Annotated in this window: 15 protein-coding genes and 1 tRNA gene; 11 read left to right on the top strand and 5 right to left on the bottom strand. The window is 70.4% G+C overall.

Features of this window, described 5'->3' with window-relative positions; genetic code table 11:
• Positions 1 to 14 precede the first annotated feature (14 nt).
• Positions 15 to 1,403, bottom strand: coding sequence for a sensor histidine kinase (locus tag AC3ET3_RS11800; RefSeq protein WP_435612073.1), 1,389 nt, complete (start codon positions 1,401 to 1,403; stop codon positions 15 to 17).
• A gap of 177 nt (positions 1,404 to 1,580) precedes the next feature.
• Between AC3ET3_RS11800 and AC3ET3_RS11795 the strand changes: the two genes are divergently transcribed.
• The 8 genes from AC3ET3_RS11795 to AC3ET3_RS11760 all read left to right on the top strand — a co-directional run bounded on the left by AC3ET3_RS11795 (position 1,581) and on the right by AC3ET3_RS11760 (position 8,164).
• Entirely contained in the window at positions 1,581 to 2,453 is an 873-nt protein-coding gene (locus AC3ET3_RS11795) for a hypothetical protein (protein WP_435612072.1), read from the top strand.
• Positions 2,454 to 2,464: 11 nt separating this feature from the next.
• Positions 2,465 to 2,535 (top strand) — tRNA-Gln (locus tag AC3ET3_RS11790).
• A gap of 115 nt (positions 2,536 to 2,650) precedes the next feature.
• A complete protein-coding gene (glmU, locus tag AC3ET3_RS11785; protein ID WP_432135507.1) occupies positions 2,651 to 4,099 on the top strand; it encodes a bifunctional UDP-N-acetylglucosamine diphosphorylase/glucosamine-1-phosphate N-acetyltransferase GlmU in 1,449 nt (482 codons plus the stop codon).
• 133 nt (positions 4,100 to 4,232) lie between these two features.
• Positions 4,233 to 5,213 (top strand): ribose-phosphate diphosphokinase, encoded by a 981-nt coding sequence (locus AC3ET3_RS11780; protein ID WP_432135508.1) that lies wholly within the window; start codon positions 4,233 to 4,235, stop codon positions 5,211 to 5,213.
• A 188-nt stretch (positions 5,214 to 5,401) separates the two neighbouring features.
• A complete protein-coding gene (locus AC3ET3_RS11775; protein WP_432135509.1) occupies positions 5,402 to 5,998 on the top strand; it encodes a 50S ribosomal protein L25/general stress protein Ctc in 597 nt (198 codons plus the stop codon).
• A gap of 74 nt (positions 5,999 to 6,072) precedes the next feature.
• Entirely contained in the window at positions 6,073 to 6,675 is a 603-nt protein-coding gene (gene pth / locus AC3ET3_RS11770; RefSeq protein ID WP_432135510.1) for an aminoacyl-tRNA hydrolase, read from the top strand.
• 72 nt (positions 6,676 to 6,747) lie between these two features.
• Positions 6,748 to 7,251 carry a hypothetical protein gene (locus tag AC3ET3_RS11765; protein WP_432135511.1) on the top strand — a complete coding sequence of 168 codons (504 nt, stop codon included), beginning with the start codon at positions 6,748 to 6,750 and terminating at the stop codon, positions 7,249 to 7,251.
• Positions 7,252 to 7,420: 169 nt separating this feature from the next.
• The gene (locus AC3ET3_RS11760; protein ID WP_435612071.1) at positions 7,421 to 8,164 is read left to right on the top strand and encodes an LPXTG cell wall anchor domain-containing protein; all 744 of its coding nucleotides are present in this window, start codon (positions 7,421 to 7,423) and stop codon (positions 8,162 to 8,164) included.
• An 87-nt stretch (positions 8,165 to 8,251) separates the two neighbouring features.
• On the opposite strand, the gene ppc is transcribed toward AC3ET3_RS11760, so the two are convergent.
• The gene (ppc, locus tag AC3ET3_RS11755) at positions 8,252 to 10,984 is read right to left on the bottom strand and encodes a phosphoenolpyruvate carboxylase (RefSeq protein WP_435612070.1); all 2,733 of its coding nucleotides are present in this window, start codon (positions 10,982 to 10,984) and stop codon (positions 8,252 to 8,254) included.
• A 289-nt stretch (positions 10,985 to 11,273) separates the two neighbouring features.
• Between ppc and AC3ET3_RS11750 the strand changes: the two genes are divergently transcribed.
• Positions 11,274 to 12,284 carry an acyl-CoA desaturase gene (locus tag AC3ET3_RS11750; RefSeq protein WP_432135514.1) on the top strand — a complete coding sequence of 337 codons (1,011 nt, stop codon included), beginning with the start codon at positions 11,274 to 11,276 and terminating at the stop codon, positions 12,282 to 12,284.
• Positions 12,281 to 12,958: a TetR/AcrR family transcriptional regulator gene (locus AC3ET3_RS11745; protein WP_432135515.1), complete on the top strand. Its 678-nt coding sequence runs from the start codon at positions 12,281 to 12,283 to the stop codon at positions 12,956 to 12,958. The genes AC3ET3_RS11750 and AC3ET3_RS11745 overlap by 4 nt, the downstream gene beginning before the upstream one ends.
• Positions 12,959 to 13,024: 66 nt before the next feature.
• Here AC3ET3_RS11745 and AC3ET3_RS11740 read toward each other — a convergent pair whose 3' ends face one another.
• The 3 genes from AC3ET3_RS11740 to AC3ET3_RS11730 form a co-directional block, all read right to left on the bottom strand.
• Entirely contained in the window at positions 13,025 to 13,198 is a 174-nt protein-coding gene (locus tag AC3ET3_RS11740) for a CsbD family protein (protein WP_435612069.1), read from the bottom strand.
• 99 nt (positions 13,199 to 13,297) lie between these two features.
• A complete protein-coding gene (locus tag AC3ET3_RS11735) occupies positions 13,298 to 13,669 on the bottom strand; it encodes a VOC family protein (protein ID WP_435612068.1) in 372 nt (123 codons plus the stop codon).
• Positions 13,666 to 14,487, bottom strand: a complete 822-nt coding sequence (locus AC3ET3_RS11730; protein ID WP_432135518.1) for a trans-aconitate 2-methyltransferase — start codon at positions 14,485 to 14,487, stop codon at positions 13,666 to 13,668. Before AC3ET3_RS11730 ends, AC3ET3_RS11735 begins: the two co-directional genes overlap by 4 nt.
• Before the next feature lie 86 nt (positions 14,488 to 14,573).
• Between AC3ET3_RS11730 and tamR the strand changes: the two genes are divergently transcribed.
• Complete coding sequence (gene tamR, locus AC3ET3_RS11725; protein WP_432135519.1) at positions 14,574 to 15,071, top strand: MarR family transcriptional regulator TamR; 498 nt, start codon at positions 14,574 to 14,576, stop codon at positions 15,069 to 15,071.
• Positions 15,072 to 15,112 lie beyond the last annotated feature (41 nt).

Genomic DNA, 15,112 nt, shown 5'->3' with positions numbered 1-15,112 from the left:
CCACCCGCAAGCCCCTACGACGCACAAGGAATAACCGCCGAAACCCGGAATCCCCCCGCATCCGTAGGCCCCGACACGAACACCCCGCCCAGCCCCACCACCCGCTCCCGCATCCCCAGCAGACCGTTGCCGCCGGACGGCAACCGCGCCGAGGACGCCGACGCCACCTCCGGCGGTGGCCCGTTCTCCACCTGCATGGCGATCTCCGTCACCCGGTGCGCCAACCGCACGTACGTCTTCGCGCCCGCCGCGTGCTTGTGCACGTTCGTCAGCGCCTCCTGCACCACCCGGTACGCCGTCTGCTCGATCTCCGGCGCATACGACCGCGCCGGGCCCTCGACCGACAGGTCCACCACCATCCCCGCCGCCGCCGACTGCCCCACCAACTCGTCCACGTCCGACAGGCACGGCCCCTGACCCGCACCCTCGTCCGGCGCCGCCCCCTCGTCGGCCGCCACCCGTGACGCCGCCACCGCCTCGCCCACCGCGGCCAGCGGCACCGTTCCCGGCCCCGCCCCCGCCCGCGCCCCGGGCGCGGACACCGCCCCCGACGCCGCCGCCGACCGTTCGCGCCGCGGACCCTCGCCGCTGCGCAGCACCCCCAGCATCTCCCGGAGCTCCGTCAGCGCCTGCCGGCCCATGTCGCCCACCAACGCCGCGTTCCGCACCGCCTTCTCCGGGTCCTTCCGCGCCACCGCCTGCAACGCCGCCGCGTGCACCACCATCAGACTCACCCGGTGCGCCACCACGTCGTGCATCTCCCGCGCGATGCGCGTGCGCTCCTCGCCCCGCGCCCACTCGGCCCGCTCCTCGGCCCGCTCCGCGAGCAACTGCAACTCCCGCTCCAGGCTGTCCGCCCGCTCCCGCAGACTCTCCATCAGCCGGCGCCGCGCCCCCACATACAGACCCAGCAGCACCGGCGGCGCGGTCAGCCCCAGCGACGCCGTGATCGACGCGAAGGGCACGAACCACTCCCCCAGCGTGACGCCGCCCCCGCTCGGCTCCGGCGGCCGCATCCGCACGAACATCACGATCAGCGTCCCCACCAGGGACATCCCCGCCAGCGACGCGATGATCCGGCGCGGCAGCTCCGACGCCGCCAGGGTGTACAGCCCGACGATCGTCATCAGGTAGCCCATCTGGGCCGGCGTCACCGCGATCGCCACCAGCACCACCGGGATCGGCCACTGCCGCCGGACGAGCAGCACCGAACCGGCGAGCAGCCCGAACACCATGCCCGCCGCCACCGGAATCCCCGCGTCCCCCGCGAACCGGTACCCCTCGGCCGCACACTCCGCCGCCGACGCCGCCGTCAGACTCCAGTCCAGCAGCGCGCTGCGCCACCTGGCCCACCACCACGGCCCTGACCGGGCCGCCTCGTGGTCTTCCCCCGTCATGGTCATGGCTCCAGCCTAAGGGCGTCCACCCCGGCTTTTCCGGCGAGTTTCCTCCACTGACCTACACCCGACCTGCACCACACTCCGTAATCGAATAGCTACGAAACCACCCACTATCACTCGAACCGATGAACCTCCACCGTTCGAACCCGGAACCCCACATTCCGGCCGGATGGTATGTCCGTGGCACATACCCCTGGCAAGTACGCCGACTTCGAGACCCTGCGGGAGCAGGCGGTGGCACTGCGCCGCCGCGGCTACAGCCTCCGGCAGATCCGCGACGAGTTGAAGATCTTCAACAACGACATCCTCAACCGCCTGGTGAAGGGGGAACCGCCGCCGGAGTGGACCAGGCGCCCGAACACGAAGGACGACCTGAGGGCCAGGGCGAGGGAACTCCGCCTCCAGGGCTGGACCTACGACCGGATCGAAGCGGAACTCGGCTGTTCCAGGAGCTCAGTGTCGTTGTGGGTGCGAGACCTGCCCCGACCGGAGCGAAAGCGCAGCGCCGAGGAAGCGGCGGCCATCGCACGGAGGGGCTGGGAGGCGAAGCTGCGGATCCGGGAGGAGGAGCGGCAACAGACCAAGGATGAGGCCAGGCAGTCGATCGGCAACCTCTCCCCGCGCGAGCTGTTCCTGGTCGGCGTGGGCCTCTACTGGGCCGAGGGCGGCAAGGACAAGCCGTACGACCGCCGCGAGAACGTCGCCTTCGTCAACAGCGACCCGCACATGATCCAGGTCTACCTCGCATGGCTCGACCTGGTCGGCGTCGAGCGCGAGCGCCTTCGATTCACGGTCATGATCCACGAGAACGCGGATGTGGCAGGTGCCGAGCAATATTGGGCCGACCTCGTCGGTGCCGACCGCACCACCTTCAACAAGACGACGATCAAGAAGCACAACCCGAAGACGATCCGGAAGAACATCGGCGACTCCTATCGCGGCTGCCTGGTCGTCAAAGTCCTGAAAGGAGCCGACTTGTACCGTCGCATCGAAGGCTCCTGGTACGGCATAGTGGAGTCCGTGCGCGAGGCCGATCAACAGAATCGGACATAGGGCGCAAGCCATCCCGGATCGTCTAAAGGTAGGACAAACGGTTTTGGTCCGTTGAATGAGGGTTCGAGTCCTTCTCCGGGAGCCGAGAACCTCGGGCCCTGACCCCCCGGTCAGGGCCCGCAGTCATGTCCCCCAAGAAACGCCCCGGTATCCTGCGGGTGTCCACCCCCTCCCCTCCACAGCCGAAGGGCAACCCCGTGAGCGCCATTCGCCCGGCAGCCGTAGTCGTTCTCGCAGCGGGTGAGGGCACCCGTATGAAGTCGGCCACACCGAAGGTTCTGCACGAGATCTGCGGTCGCAGTCTCGTCGGTCATGTGCTGGCCGCGGCCCGTGAGTTGGACCCCGAGAACCTGGTCGTCGTGGTCGGGCACGCGCGGGAGAAGGTCGCGGCGCACCTCGCCGAGGTGGACCCCGGCGTACGGACGGCCGTGCAGGAGGAGCAGAACGGTACGGGTCACGCCGTGCGGATGGGCCTGGAGCAGCTGGGCGGTGCCGTCGACGGGACGGTCGTGGTCGTCTGTGGTGACACGCCGCTGCTGACCGGTGCGACCCTGTCGGCGCTGGCCACGACGCACGCGGCGGACGGCAACGCCGTGACGGTCCTGACCGCGGAGGTGCCGGACGCGACCGGGTACGGCCGGATCGTGCGGGACGGGGCGACGGGTGCCGTGACGGCGATCGTGGAGCACAAGGACGCGTCGGAGGAGCAGCGGGCGATCCGGGAGATCAACTCGGGTGTGTTCGCGTTCGACGGGCAGCTGCTGGCGAAGGCGCTGAAGCAGGTGCGGACGGACAACAGTCAGGGCGAGGAGTACCTGACGGACGTGCTGGGGATCCTGCGGGAGGCCGGCCACCGGGTGGGTGCGTCGGTCGCGGCGGACCATCGCGAGATCGCGGGGATCAACAACCGGGTGCAGTTGTCGGAGGCCCGGCGGATCATGAACGACCGGCTGCTGACGTCGGCGATGCTGTCGGGTGTGACGGTGGTGGACCCGGCGACGACGTGGGTCGATGTCACGGTGACGTTCGAGCAGGACGCGGTGGTGCACCCCGGGACGCAGTTGCGGGGGGCGACGCATCTGGGCGAGGGCGCGGAGGTCGGTCCGAACAGCCGGCTGACGGACACGCGGGTGGGTGCGGGTGCGCGGGTGGACAACACGGTGTCGGACGGGGCCGAGGTCGGTCCGCAGGCGTCGGTGGGACCGTTCGCGTATCTCCGGCCCGGCACCCGTCTGGGGGTGAAGTCGAAGATCGGTACGTACGTCGAGACGAAGAACGCGCGGATCGGCGAGGGCACGAAGGTGCCGCATCTGTCGTACGTCGGGGACGCGACGATCGGCGAGTACTCGAACATCGGGGCCGCGAGCGTCTTCGTGAACTACGACGGGCAGGAGAAGCATCACACCACCGTCGGGTCGCACTGCCGGACGGGTTCGGACAACATGTTTGTGGCTCCTGTCACGGTCGGGGACGGTGCGTACACCGCTGCCGGCTCCGTGATCACGAAGGATGTGCCCCCCGGTTCGCTGGCCGTGGCCCGTGGCCAGCAGCGCAATATCGAGGGCTGGGTGGCTCGTAAGCGTCCGGGCAGCGCGGCGGCGAAGGCGGCCGAGGCGGCGTCCCGTGCGGGCGCGGGCGAGGACTGACCGGGAACGACCGCGTCGAACACGGCGTACCGTGATAGGTGCACAACCGCACCCACCAGCTGAGACGCCTCCCGCACCCAGCCGGGAGGGCTTGCACGACGCCCAGCTGCGACACCTCTGAGGAGACAGTGCTGTGACCGGGATCAAGACGACCGGCGAGAAGAAGATGATGTTCTTCTCCGGCCGCGCCCACCCCGAGCTTGCCGAGGAGGTCGCCCACCAGCTGGGTGTCGGGGTCGTCCCGACGAAGGCCTTCGACTTCGCCAACGGTGAGATCTACGTCCGCTACCAGGAGTCGGCGCGCGGTGCGGACTGTTTCGTGATCCAGAGCCACACCGCTCCGATCAACCAGTGGATCATGGAGCAGTTGATCATGATCGACGCGCTGAAGCGCGCGTCGGCCCGTTCGATCACGGTGATCGTGCCGTTCTACGGGTATGCGCGGCAGGACAAGAAGCACCGCGGCCGTGAGCCGATCTCGGCGCGGCTGATCGCGGATCTGATGAAGACGGCGGGTGCGGACCGCATTCTCACGGTGGATCTGCACACGGACCAGATCCAGGGGTTCTTCGACGGTCCGGTGGATCACCTGTTCGCGCTGCCGCTGCTGGCGGACTACGTCGGCAAGAAGGTGGACCGGGACAAGCTGACGGTGGTGTCGCCGGACGCCGGCCGGGTGCGGGTGGCGGACCGCTGGTGTGACCGTCTGGGTGCGCCGCTGGCGATCGTGCACAAGCGCCGGGACAAGGACGTGGCGAACCAGGTGACCGTCCACGAGGTGGTGGGCGAGGTCGAGGGCCGGGTGTGCGTGCTGGTCGACGACATGATCGACACGGGTGGCACCATCTGTGCGGCGGCGGACGCGCTGTTCGCGCACGGTGCGGAGGACGTCATCGTGACGGCGACGCACGGTGTGCTGTCGGGTCCGGCGGCGGACCGGCTGAAGAACTCCCGGGTGAGTGAGTTCGTGTTCACGAACACGCTGCCGACGCCGACGGAGCTGAGCGACGACCTGGACAAGATCACGGTGCTGTCGATCGCGCCGACGATCGCGAGTGCGGTGCGCGAGGTGTTCGAGGACGGGTCGGTGACCAGCCTGTTCGACGAGCAGTAGGCGTAAACGCTTCTGCATGATCGATTTTTCTGCGGCCTCCCTGGCCGAGTAGACTGCTCCAGTTGCTCGGCGAGGGAGGCCGTCCTCGTGTGGAGGTTCGGCTGTCCGTTATCGACGCGCTCTTCGTAGCAGGCCGTTCGTGGCCGGGTGACCCCGTCCGTTTCCGCTTCCTACGAGGAGTGATCGTCATGTCCGAGGTGAAGCTCACCGCCGAGACCCGCACCGAGTTCGGCAAGGGTGCCGCGCGTCGTATCCGCCGTGACAACAAGGTTCCGGGTGTGCTCTACGGGCACGGCTCCCAGCCGCTGCACCTGACGTTCCCGGGTCACGACCTGCTGCTGGCGCTGCGTACGCCGAACGTTCTGATCGCGCTGGACATCGACGGCAAGTCCAACGAGCTGGCCATCCCGAAGGCCGTGCAGCGCGACCCGCTGAAGGGCTTCCTGGAGCACGTCGACCTGCTGCTGGTCAAGCGCGGCGAGAAGGTCAACGTGGAGATCCCGGTGCAGACCGAGGGCGAGCTGGCGGCGGGTGGCAACCTGCTGGAGCACGTCCTGAACGCGCTGCCGGTCGAGGCCGAGGCCACGCACATCCCCGAGTCCGTGACGGTGTCGGTGGAGGGTCTGCAGGCCGGTGCCTCGGTCCTCGCCAAGGACATCACCCTGCCGAACGGCGTCTCCCTCGCGGTCGAGGAGGACGCGGTGGTGCTGCAGGTCCTGGCCGCGCAGGCCGAGGAGGCCGGCGAGGGTGCCGAGGGTGAGGGCGAAGAGGCCGCCGAGGCCTGATCCCCGCTGTCGTCGTTCGTGGTCAGCCGCTGTCCCCTGTTCCGGGGGCGGCGGCTGGCGCGTATCAAGGAGACATGGACGTGACCACCCCTGCCAACGCCCCCTGGCTCGTCGTCGGGTTGGGCAACCCCGGGCCGGAGTACGCCGGTAACCGGCACAACGTCGGTTTCATGGTGGCCGATCTGCTGGCGGAGCGGATCGGAGGCCGGTTCAAGCGTGCGGGCAAGGCGCAGGCGCAGGTCGTGGAGGGACGGATCGGGCCGCCGGGGCCGGCGAACCGCCGGGTGATCCTGGCGAAGCCGATGTCGTACATGAACCTGTCGGGCGGGCCGGTGACCGCGCTGCGCGACTTCTACAAGGTGCCGGTGGCGAACATCGTCGCCGTGCACGACGAGCTGGACATCGACTACGGGACGCTGCGGCTGAAGCTGGGCGGTGGCGACAACGGGCACAACGGGCTGAAGTCGATGACGAAGGCGATGGGCGCGGACTACCACCGGGTGCGGTTCGGGATCGGGCGGCCGCCGGGTCGTATGCAGGTGGCCGATTTCGTACTGCGGGACTTCTCGTCCGCGGAGCGCAAGGAGCTGGACTACTTCGTGGACCGTGCGGCGGACGCGGTGGAGTGCCTGGTGATCGAGGGGCTGGAGCGGGCGCAGAGCTCGTACAACTCCTGACCCGGTTCCGTTTGCATCTCTGCTCCGCCGCTCTCGCGCTCGTGGAGTTGACCGTCGAGGCGGGCATGGCCAATGATCCCGGCCATGCCCGCCTCTGCTGTGTCCCCTCGCCAGGCCTCGCTCGTCGCCCTCCGGTTCGGGCGGCTGACGGCGATGGGCGTCCTCGCCGTGGTGATTCTGGTCGCCGGGGTGTGGGCGTCGTGGGGCTCGGCGCAGCACGTGATGCTGACGAAGGGGCGGGAGCGGGGCACGGTCGCGGTGGCGCGGTGTGCGGACGGCGTCTGTACGGGGCGGTACACGCCGTCGTCGGAGTGGTCGCGGGCCCGCGCGCGGGTGGAGATCGAGGACTCGGTGGCGGTGCGGGCGGGGCGGACGTACACGGTGGTGGTGAAGCCGGGCGGTGGTGAGGTGGTGCGGTCGGGGCCGGCCGGGATCCTGTACGCGTGGGTTCCGCTGGGCGGGGCGCTGCTGCTGGCGTCGGTGGTCGTGGCGGGTGGGCTGCGGCGGACGCGGATGGCGTGGGTGATGGCGGGGGCGGGGTGTGCGCTGTTGACGGGGGCGTTTCTCGTGATCTGACGGCCCGTATCCGGAGATAGGGGGATGGAACGTTTCTTTTCGCAGCCCGGGTGCCTTGTGAGTTCCCACAGTGTTGCCCGTTCGTGATTGACCGGGTTTCAGCCATGGCAGGATGCTGAGCTGCCCCCTCCACATCTTCCCTTTCGTCACTCCGAAGATGGATTGCCACATGCGTACCCTCACCCGCGTCGGCGTCGTCGTCGCCGCGTCTTCGGCGGCGCTGCTGCTGAGCCCCGTCGCCCACGCCGCGACGAACGACACGTACACCGTTCCGCTGCACCAGGCGAAGGACCTCCCGCTGACCGCCACGTCCTGGACCGGTGACAAGGAGGAGGACTGCGGCAGCGTTCCCTCGGACCAGGACGGCTGGCACTTCGTGCTGCCGGGCAACAGCACCGACTTCGTCAAGCTGACGGTCACCTTCAAGGAGGGCGGCGAGCAGGTCATCGAGACCTTCGGTCCGCCGTCCGACAAGCACGCCTTCGCCGCGTCCGCGCCCGGTGACGAGCTGCTGTCCGCGTCGGCCGAGGTCAAGGGCGGCGAGGTGGACTGGTTCAACCTGTCGCACACCTGCCCGGCGGACGACGAGACCGAGCCGACGGACGACACCACGCCCACCGACGACACCACGCCCACCGACGACACCACGCCGACCGACGACACCACGCCCACGGACGACACCACGCCGACCGACCAGGCCACCACGCCGGGCGGTGACGACACGGCGGCTCCGACCCCGTCCGAGTCGTCCGCCGTGGCGCCGACGTCCGCTCCGTCCGCGCAGGGCACCGTGGGCGACCTGGCCGAGACCGGCAACGGTGCCCCGGTGGGCGCCCTGTCGGCCGTCGCGGCCGTGCTGGTCGCCGCGGGCGGCTTCCTGGTGTTCCGCCGCCGCAAGGCCCAGCAGGGCTGACGCGGCCGCCGTGCAGGCGTGAAAGAGGGGGGTGCCCCCGAGTCCGTACGGGCTCGGGGGCGCCCCCCTTTTTTCTGCCGGGCGGGATCAGCCGGTGTTGCGCAGGCCCGCCGCGACGCCGTTGACGGTCAGCAGGAGCGCCCGGGAGAGCAGCGGGTCGGGTTCCGTGCCGGCGGCCACCGCGTCGCGCTGGCGCTTGAGCAGGGTCACCTGGAGGTAGGAGATCGGGTCCAGGTAGGCGTCGCGGATGGCGAACGTCTGCTTCAGCACGGGCTGGCGGTCCAGGAGGCCCTGCTCGCCGGTGATCTTCAGTACCTCGGCAACGGTGAGCTCGTGTTCGGCCCGGATGGTGTCGAAGACGTGCTTGAGCTCGTCGGGGACGAGGGTGTCGACGTAGTGCTGGGCGATGCGCAGGTCGGTCTTGGCGAGGGTCATCTCGACGTTGGAGACGAAGTTGCGGAAGAAGTGCCACTGCTCGTGCATCTCTTCCAGCACGGCGTCGAGACCGGCCTCGCGCAGCGCCTTCAGGCCGGAGCCGACGCCGAACCAGCCGGGGACGATCTGCCGGGACTGGGTCCAGCCGAACACCCACGGGATGGCGCGCAGGCCGTCGAGCGAGACGCCGGAGCCGGGGCGGCGGGAGGGTCGGGAGCCGAGGTGCAGGTCGGCGAGCTGGTCGACGGGGGTGGAGGCGAGGAAGTAGGTCGGCAGGTCGGGGTCCTCGACCAGGCGGCGGTAGGCGGCGTGGGCGGCGTCGGAGACGACGTCCATGGCCGCGTCCCAGCGGGCGAGTGCCTCGTCGGACTGGCGGGGCGCGGTGTGCAGGGCGGAGGCCTGCAGCGTGGCCGCGACCGTCAACTCCAGGTTCTCCCGGGCGAGTGACGGGATGAGGTACTTGTCGGAGATCACCTCACCCTGTTCGGTGACCTTGATCTCGCCCTCCAGGGTGCCCCAGGGCTGGGCGAGGATGGCGTCGTGGGAGGGGCCGCCGCCGCGGCCGACGGTGCCGCCGCGGCCGTGGAACAGGCGCAGGCGCACCCCGTAGCGGTGGGCGACGTCCCGCAGCCGGCGCTGGGCGCGGTGGATCTCCCACTGGCTGGTGGTGATGCCGCCGAACTTGGAGGAGTCGGAGTAGCCGAGCATGACCTCCTGGACGTCGCCGCGCAGCGCCACGAGGCGGCGGTACGACGGGTCGGAGAGCATGTCCTCCAGGATCGTGTCGGCGGCCTTGAGTTCGTCGGTGGTCTCCAGGAGGGGCACGATGCCGATCTTGGCCCAGCCGGCGTGGAGGTCGATCAGGCCGGCCTCGCGGGCGAGGACGACCGCGGCGAACACGTCGTCCGCGCCCTGACACATCGAAATGATGTACGACTCGATGACCTCGGGGCCGAAGACCTCCAGCGCGCGCCGGACGGTCTGGAAGACGCCGAGGGTCTTCTCGCCGGCCGCGTCCACGGGGGCCGGGCTGGGGGCGAGGGGTCTGCGGGAGCGCAGTTCCTTGGCGAGCAGCCGGGCGCGGTAGTCGCGCGGCATGTCGGCGTAGCGCCAGGACTCCTCGCCGAGGCGGTCGAAGAGCTGGCCGAGGGCGTGGTGGTGGGCGTCGGCGTGCTCGCGGACGTCCATGGTGGCCAGCTGCAGGCCGAACGCGGACAGGGTGCGGATGGTGCGGTTCATGCGGCCCTCGGCGATGAGGCCGCCGCGGTGGGCCCTGAGGGAGGTCTGGATCAGGGTGAGGTCGTGGAGCAGCTCGGTGGTGCCGAGGTAGTCGCGGCCCGGCTCGTGCGGGGTGCCCTTGGCGAGGCGCTGCTTGGTGTTCTCCAGCTTCTGCCGGACGCAGGTGGCCTTGAGCCGGTAGGGCTCCTCGGCGTTGAGCCGCTTGTAGCGGGGGCTGATGCCGGGGAGGTTGTCGAGGTCGGCCCGCAGCGACTCCAGCAGCTCCTCGGTGGCGCCGGTGTAGCGGATGGAGTTGGACAGGAAGCCGCGCAGCTCGTCGATCATCTCCAGGGCGTCGTTGATGCCGTGCTCGTGCTGGAGGATGAGGACGTCCCAGGTCACCTGGGGGGTGACGTTGGGGTTGCCGTCGCGGTCGCCGCCGATCCAGGTGCCGAAGGTGAGCGGGCGGGCGTCGTCGGGGAGGGTGAAGCCGACGCGTTCCAGCTCGGCGGTGAGGTCCTCCAGGACGTCGCCGACGGCGTTCGCGTGCAGTTCGTCGAGGTAGTAGATGGCGTTGCGGGCCTCGTCGGCGGGCTCGGGGCGGACGACGCGCAGTTCGTCGGTCTGCCACACGAGGTCGATGTTCTCGGCCAGCCGGGTGTCGTGGCGGCGCCGGTCGGAGTCGATGACCGGGGTCTCCAGGAGGGCGGCGATGCGGCGGAGCTTGTTGAGGACCGAGCGGCGGGCGGCCTCGGTGGGGTGCGCGGTGAAGACGGGGCGCACGTTGAGGTGGCGGACGGTCTCGCGGACGTGCTCGGTGTCGGCGTCCTTGAGCCGGTCGGCCGTACGGGAGAGGAGGCCGCCCTCGGCGGCGCGGCGGGCGCGCAGCTCGCGGCCGCGGTGGACCTGCTCGGTGACGTTGGCGAGGTGGAAGTAGGTGGAGAAGGCGCGGACCAGCTTGGCCGCGGTCTCCAGTTCGGTGCCGCGCAGCAGCTCGGCGGCGGCGTCGCCGTCCTCGCGGGTGAGGCGGCGGACCTTCTCGACCAGTTCCAGGAGCTCGGGACCCTCCTGCCGGACGAGGGTCTCCCCCAGGAGGTCACCCAGTCGGCGGATGTCGGCGCGCAGCTCTGCACTGGTCGTCATGGTCTGGTCGTCGGCACTGCTCACAGGTGCGGCTCCTTGCAGTGTTGAAGCTCATCTGGGAGGGGACCCGGACGGTGACCTCGCGGCGGGCGCCGCATTACGGGCAGGACATCCGGGAAGGAAACAGAGCGGACCGCGCTGTCCGACCGACACCAGGATAGGTGGCGGCTCGGACGCGCGGTCGGACGGGCTCTTGCCGCGGGGCAACGCACTGCGATACTTACGATGCCGTAGGTTACGGAACCGTAGGAAGTACGGGCGGTTCCGCCCGTTCGGCACCTGTCTCTACCCTCGAACCCCACAGGGGACGCCCATGACCACGAGTTCCGATGTGATCGATGACGCCCCGGAGGCGGCCGACGGCTCTCCAGCGGCTCCCGCCACGCTCGGCGGTGAGCAGAAGCGTTCGATCGAGCAGATCGCCCTTCTGCTCTTCATCACCGTTCCGTTCCTCGCGCTGCTGGCCGCCGTGCCGCTGGCGTGGGGCTGGGGGGTGAGCTGGCTGGACCTCGGCCTGCTGGTCTTCTTCTACTACCTCGGCTGCCACGGCATCACGATCGGTTTCCACCGCTACTTCACCCACGGTTCGTTCAAGGCCAAGCGGCCCCTGCGGATCGCGCTGGCGATCATGGGGTCGATGGCGGTGGAGGGACCCCTGGTGCGCTGGGTGGCCGACCACCGCAGGCACCACAAGTTCTCCGACGCGGAGGGCGACCCGCACTCGCCGTGGAAGTACGGCGAGACCATCCCGGCCCTGCTGAAGGGGCTGTGGTGGGCGCACATCGCCTGGATGTTCGACGAGGAGCAGACGCCGCAGGACAAGTTCGCGCCGGATCTGGTCAAGGACGGCGCGATCCGGGCCGTCTCCCGCCAGTTCGTGCTGTGGACGGCGGTGTCGCTGCTGCTGCCGCCGCTGATCGGCGGGCTGGTGACGATGTCCTGGTGGGGCGCGTTCACCGCGTTCTTCTGGGGTTCGATGGTGCGCGTGGCGCTGCTGCACCACGTCACCTGGTCGATCAACTCGATCTGTCACGCGGTCGGCAAGCGGCCGTTCAAGTCGCGGGACCGTTCGGGCAACGTGTGGTGGCTGGCCGTGCTGTCGTGCGGCGAGTCCTGGCACAACCTGCACCACGCCGACCCGACGTCCGCGCGCCACGGTGTGGAGCGGGGCCAGCTGGACTCCTCGGCGCGGCTGATCCGCTGGTTCGAGCGGCTGGGCTGGGCGTACGACGTGCGCTGGCCGTCACGCTCGCGTATCGATTCGCGCCGGACCGGCGGTGAGGACGGCTCCCGGCGCGGGAAGGTCGGCGCCGAAGCGGCATGATGGACGCCGTGGCGACCGATCCCAGCAGCACCCCGAGCAACGAGAAGCCGCGGCGTGCGCGCCGTACCCGGATGACCGGTGCGGAGCGGCGCCAGCAGCTGCTGGAGATCGGGCGCACCCTCTTCGCGGCGAAGGGTTTCGAGGGCACGTCGGTGGAGGAGATCGCGGCGAAGGCCGGGGTGTCCAAGCCGGTGGTGTACGAGCACTTCGGCGGCAAGGAGGGCCTGTACGCGGTCGTCGTGGACCGCGAGATGCGGCGGCTGCTGGACATGGTGACCGGTTCACTGACCGCCGGCCACCCGCGTGAGCTGCTCGAACAGGCGGCGTTCGCGCTGCTGGACTACATCGAGGAGTACACGGACGGGTTCCGCATCCTGGTGCGTGACTCGCCGATCCCCCAGTCGACGGGCTCCTTCGCCTCGCTGATCTCCGACATCGCCACCCAGGTGGAGGACATCCTCGGCAAGGAGTTCAAGAGCCGCGGCTTCGACCCGAAGCTGGCACCGCTGTACGCGCAGGCGCTGGTCGGGATGGTGGCGCTGACCGGACAGTGGTGGCTGGACGTGCGCCGGCCGAAGAAGGCGGAGGTGGCGGCGCATCTGGTGAACCTGGCGTGGCACGGGCTGGACGGGCTGGAGCCCAAGCCGCGTCTGATAGGACACCGCAAGAGCTGATCGAACACCGATCATGCGGCTGACACGGGCCCGGGAGGGCGCCGTGCCAGCCGGAGGGCAGCCGGTTCAGTGCCTGCCTGCGTCCTTGGCCTTCTCCTTGGCCTGGCGGGCGTCGCCCTTGACCTGCTCGGCGCGGCCCTTCGCCTCCATGGACTCGTTGCCCATGGCCCGTCCGGCCGCTTCCTTGACCCTGCCCTTGGCCTGTTCCTTCTTCGCCTTGGCCTTCTGTTCGTGCGCCATGGTGCTCACTCCCTGTGTTCTGCCGTTGCGCCGTCCCGCCGTCCTGCCCCGTCGGCGGCCCCCGTCGCACACCGCGGCGGGTGCCCGCTCCGGGGACGTTCATACGCCGGTGCCGTCCGGTTCCAGGAACTCCAGGCGGTTGCCGACCGGGTCCCAGGAGTAGAAGCGGCGGTGGCCGGGCAGGTTGTCGTCCCACTCGACCGTCGCTCCCCCGCCTTGCAGCCGGGCCGCGTAGGCGGCGATGCCGGTGACCCGCAGCCCCGGGTGGGCCTTCTTCGCGGGCCGGAAGTCGGCCTCGACGCCGAGGTGCAGCTGGACCGGGCCGGCCTGGAACCAGCAGCCGCCGCGGGCGGCGAGCACCGGGGGCTTGGGGATCTCCGTCATGCCGAGGACACCGGTGTAGTAGGCGCGCAGCTGGTCCTCCGAGCCGGGCGGGGCGGCGAGCTGGACGTGGTCGACGGCGCTGATCATGATCGGTTCTCCTGCGGGGCAGCGGTCTTGTGGGCCACCGCGAAGACGCGGCGGAACGGGAAGGGGGTGCCGTTCGGGCCGGCCGGGTAGGCCGCGCGCAGGGCGGCACGGTAGTCGGCGAGGAAGGCATCGCGGGCGGGCGGATCGTCGGCGAGAGCGGCGAGAACGGGCCGCAGTCCGGTGCCCCGCACCCAGTCCAGCACCGGGTCGTCACCGGGCAGCAGGTGGACGTACGTCGTCTCCCACGCGTCCACCGAGCAGCCCAGGCCGGTCAGGGCGGCCAGATAGGCCGCGGGGTCCAGGACGGCGTCGTCGTGACGCAGGACTTCGGCGACGCCGTACCGGCGGGCGAGGTCGCGCATCAGGCGGTGGCTCGGGGCGTCGAAGTTGCCGGGGACCTGGAAGGCGAGGGTGCCGCCGGGGGCGAGCGCCTCGATCCAGGCGGGGAAGCGTCCGGTGTGCCCGGGCACCCACTGCAGGGTGGCGTTGCTGACGATCAGGTCGTACGGCCGGTCGGGCACCCAGGTGCGGACGTCGGCGCGGGTGAACTCCAGGCGGCCGCCGCCGGTGGTGGGACCGGCATGTTCGACGTGGGCCCGGTCGAGCATCTCCGCGGAGTTGTCGTGACCGGTGATGTGCGCGGCGGGCCAGCGGACGGCGAGGAGTGCCGTGACGTTGCCGGGACCGCAGCCGAGGTCGGCGATGCGGGGCGGGGCACCGGGCAGGTCGGGGACCCGGGCGAGGAGGTCGGTGAAGGGGCGGGCACGGTGGCCGGCGTGACGGAGGTACTGGGCCGGGTCCCAGGCGGGTGTGGTCATGGGAGCAGCCTCACCCCGATTTAGCTTGATGTCAAGAGACTCGACATCAAGAGACTTCACGTCGACACAACCACTACACTGATCGCATGGAGGACGAGGTCGATCGGCTGGTCGCGGCGTGGCGCCGAGAGCGCCCGGACCTCGACGTGGAACCGCTGGAGGTGCTCAGCCGGGTGAGCCGGCTGGCCCGGCACCTCGACCGTGCGCGCCGCCTGGCGTTCTCCGAACACCAGCTGGAGCCGTGGGAGTTCGACGTCCTGACCGCGCTGCGGCGCGCCGGAGCGCCGTACCAGCTCTCCCCGGGCCAGCTGCTGACCCAGACGCTGGTCACGTCGGGCACGATGACGAACCGTATCGACCGGCTCGCCAAGAAGGGCCTGGTGGAGCGGCTGCCGGACCCGAGCGACCGGCGCGGGGTGCTGGTGCGGCTCACGGCGGAGGGCCGCGACCGCGCCGACCAGGCGCTGGCCGGCCTGCTGGACCAGGAGCGCGCCATCCTGGCCGAGCTGTCCCACGCCCAGCGCGCCGACCTGGCCGCGCTGCTGCGCCAGCTGACCGCCCCGTTCGACAACATCCCGGGCTAGGGCGGGCCCGTCCGGCGGATGTCCGTGGCACCGCGGCCCGT

The sequence above is a fragment of the Streptomyces sp. bgisy159 genome (assembly GCF_057707805.1).
Note: the sequence above shows the minus strand (reverse complement) of the source record. Positions and strands in the feature narration are given on the sequence as shown.

What these genes read in the sequence shown, in the direction of transcription:
- AC3ET3_RS11750 (WP_432135514.1), top strand. Translation starts at nt 11,274, where the DNA reads ATGACCACGAGTTCCGATGTGATCGATGACGCCCCGGAGGCGGCCGAC.
- AC3ET3_RS11745 (WP_432135515.1), top strand. Translation starts at nt 12,281, where the DNA reads ATGATGGACGCCGTGGCGACCGATCCCAGCAGCACCCCGAGCAACGAG.
- tamR (WP_432135519.1), top strand. Translation starts at nt 14,574, where the DNA reads ATGGAGGACGAGGTCGATCGGCTGGTCGCGGCGTGGCGCCGAGAGCGC.
- AC3ET3_RS11760 (WP_435612071.1), top strand. Translation starts at nt 7,421, where the DNA reads ATGCGTACCCTCACCCGCGTCGGCGTCGTCGTCGCCGCGTCTTCGGCG.
- AC3ET3_RS11765 (WP_432135511.1), top strand. Translation starts at nt 6,748, where the DNA reads ATGATCCCGGCCATGCCCGCCTCTGCTGTGTCCCCTCGCCAGGCCTCG.
- AC3ET3_RS11800 (WP_435612073.1), bottom strand. Translation starts at nt 1,403, where the DNA reads ATGACCATGACGGGGGAAGACCACGAGGCGGCCCGGTCAGGGCCGTGG.
- AC3ET3_RS11775 (WP_432135509.1), top strand. Translation starts at nt 5,402, where the DNA reads ATGTCCGAGGTGAAGCTCACCGCCGAGACCCGCACCGAGTTCGGCAAG.
- AC3ET3_RS11740 (WP_435612069.1), bottom strand. Translation starts at nt 13,198, where the DNA reads ATGGCGCACGAACAGAAGGCCAAGGCGAAGAAGGAACAGGCCAAGGGC.
- AC3ET3_RS11730 (WP_432135518.1), bottom strand. Translation starts at nt 14,487, where the DNA reads ATGACCACACCCGCCTGGGACCCGGCCCAGTACCTCCGTCACGCCGGC.
- AC3ET3_RS11735 (WP_435612068.1), bottom strand. Translation starts at nt 13,669, where the DNA reads ATGATCAGCGCCGTCGACCACGTCCAGCTCGCCGCCCCGCCCGGCTCG.
- pth (WP_432135510.1), top strand. Translation starts at nt 6,073, where the DNA reads ATGGACGTGACCACCCCTGCCAACGCCCCCTGGCTCGTCGTCGGGTTG.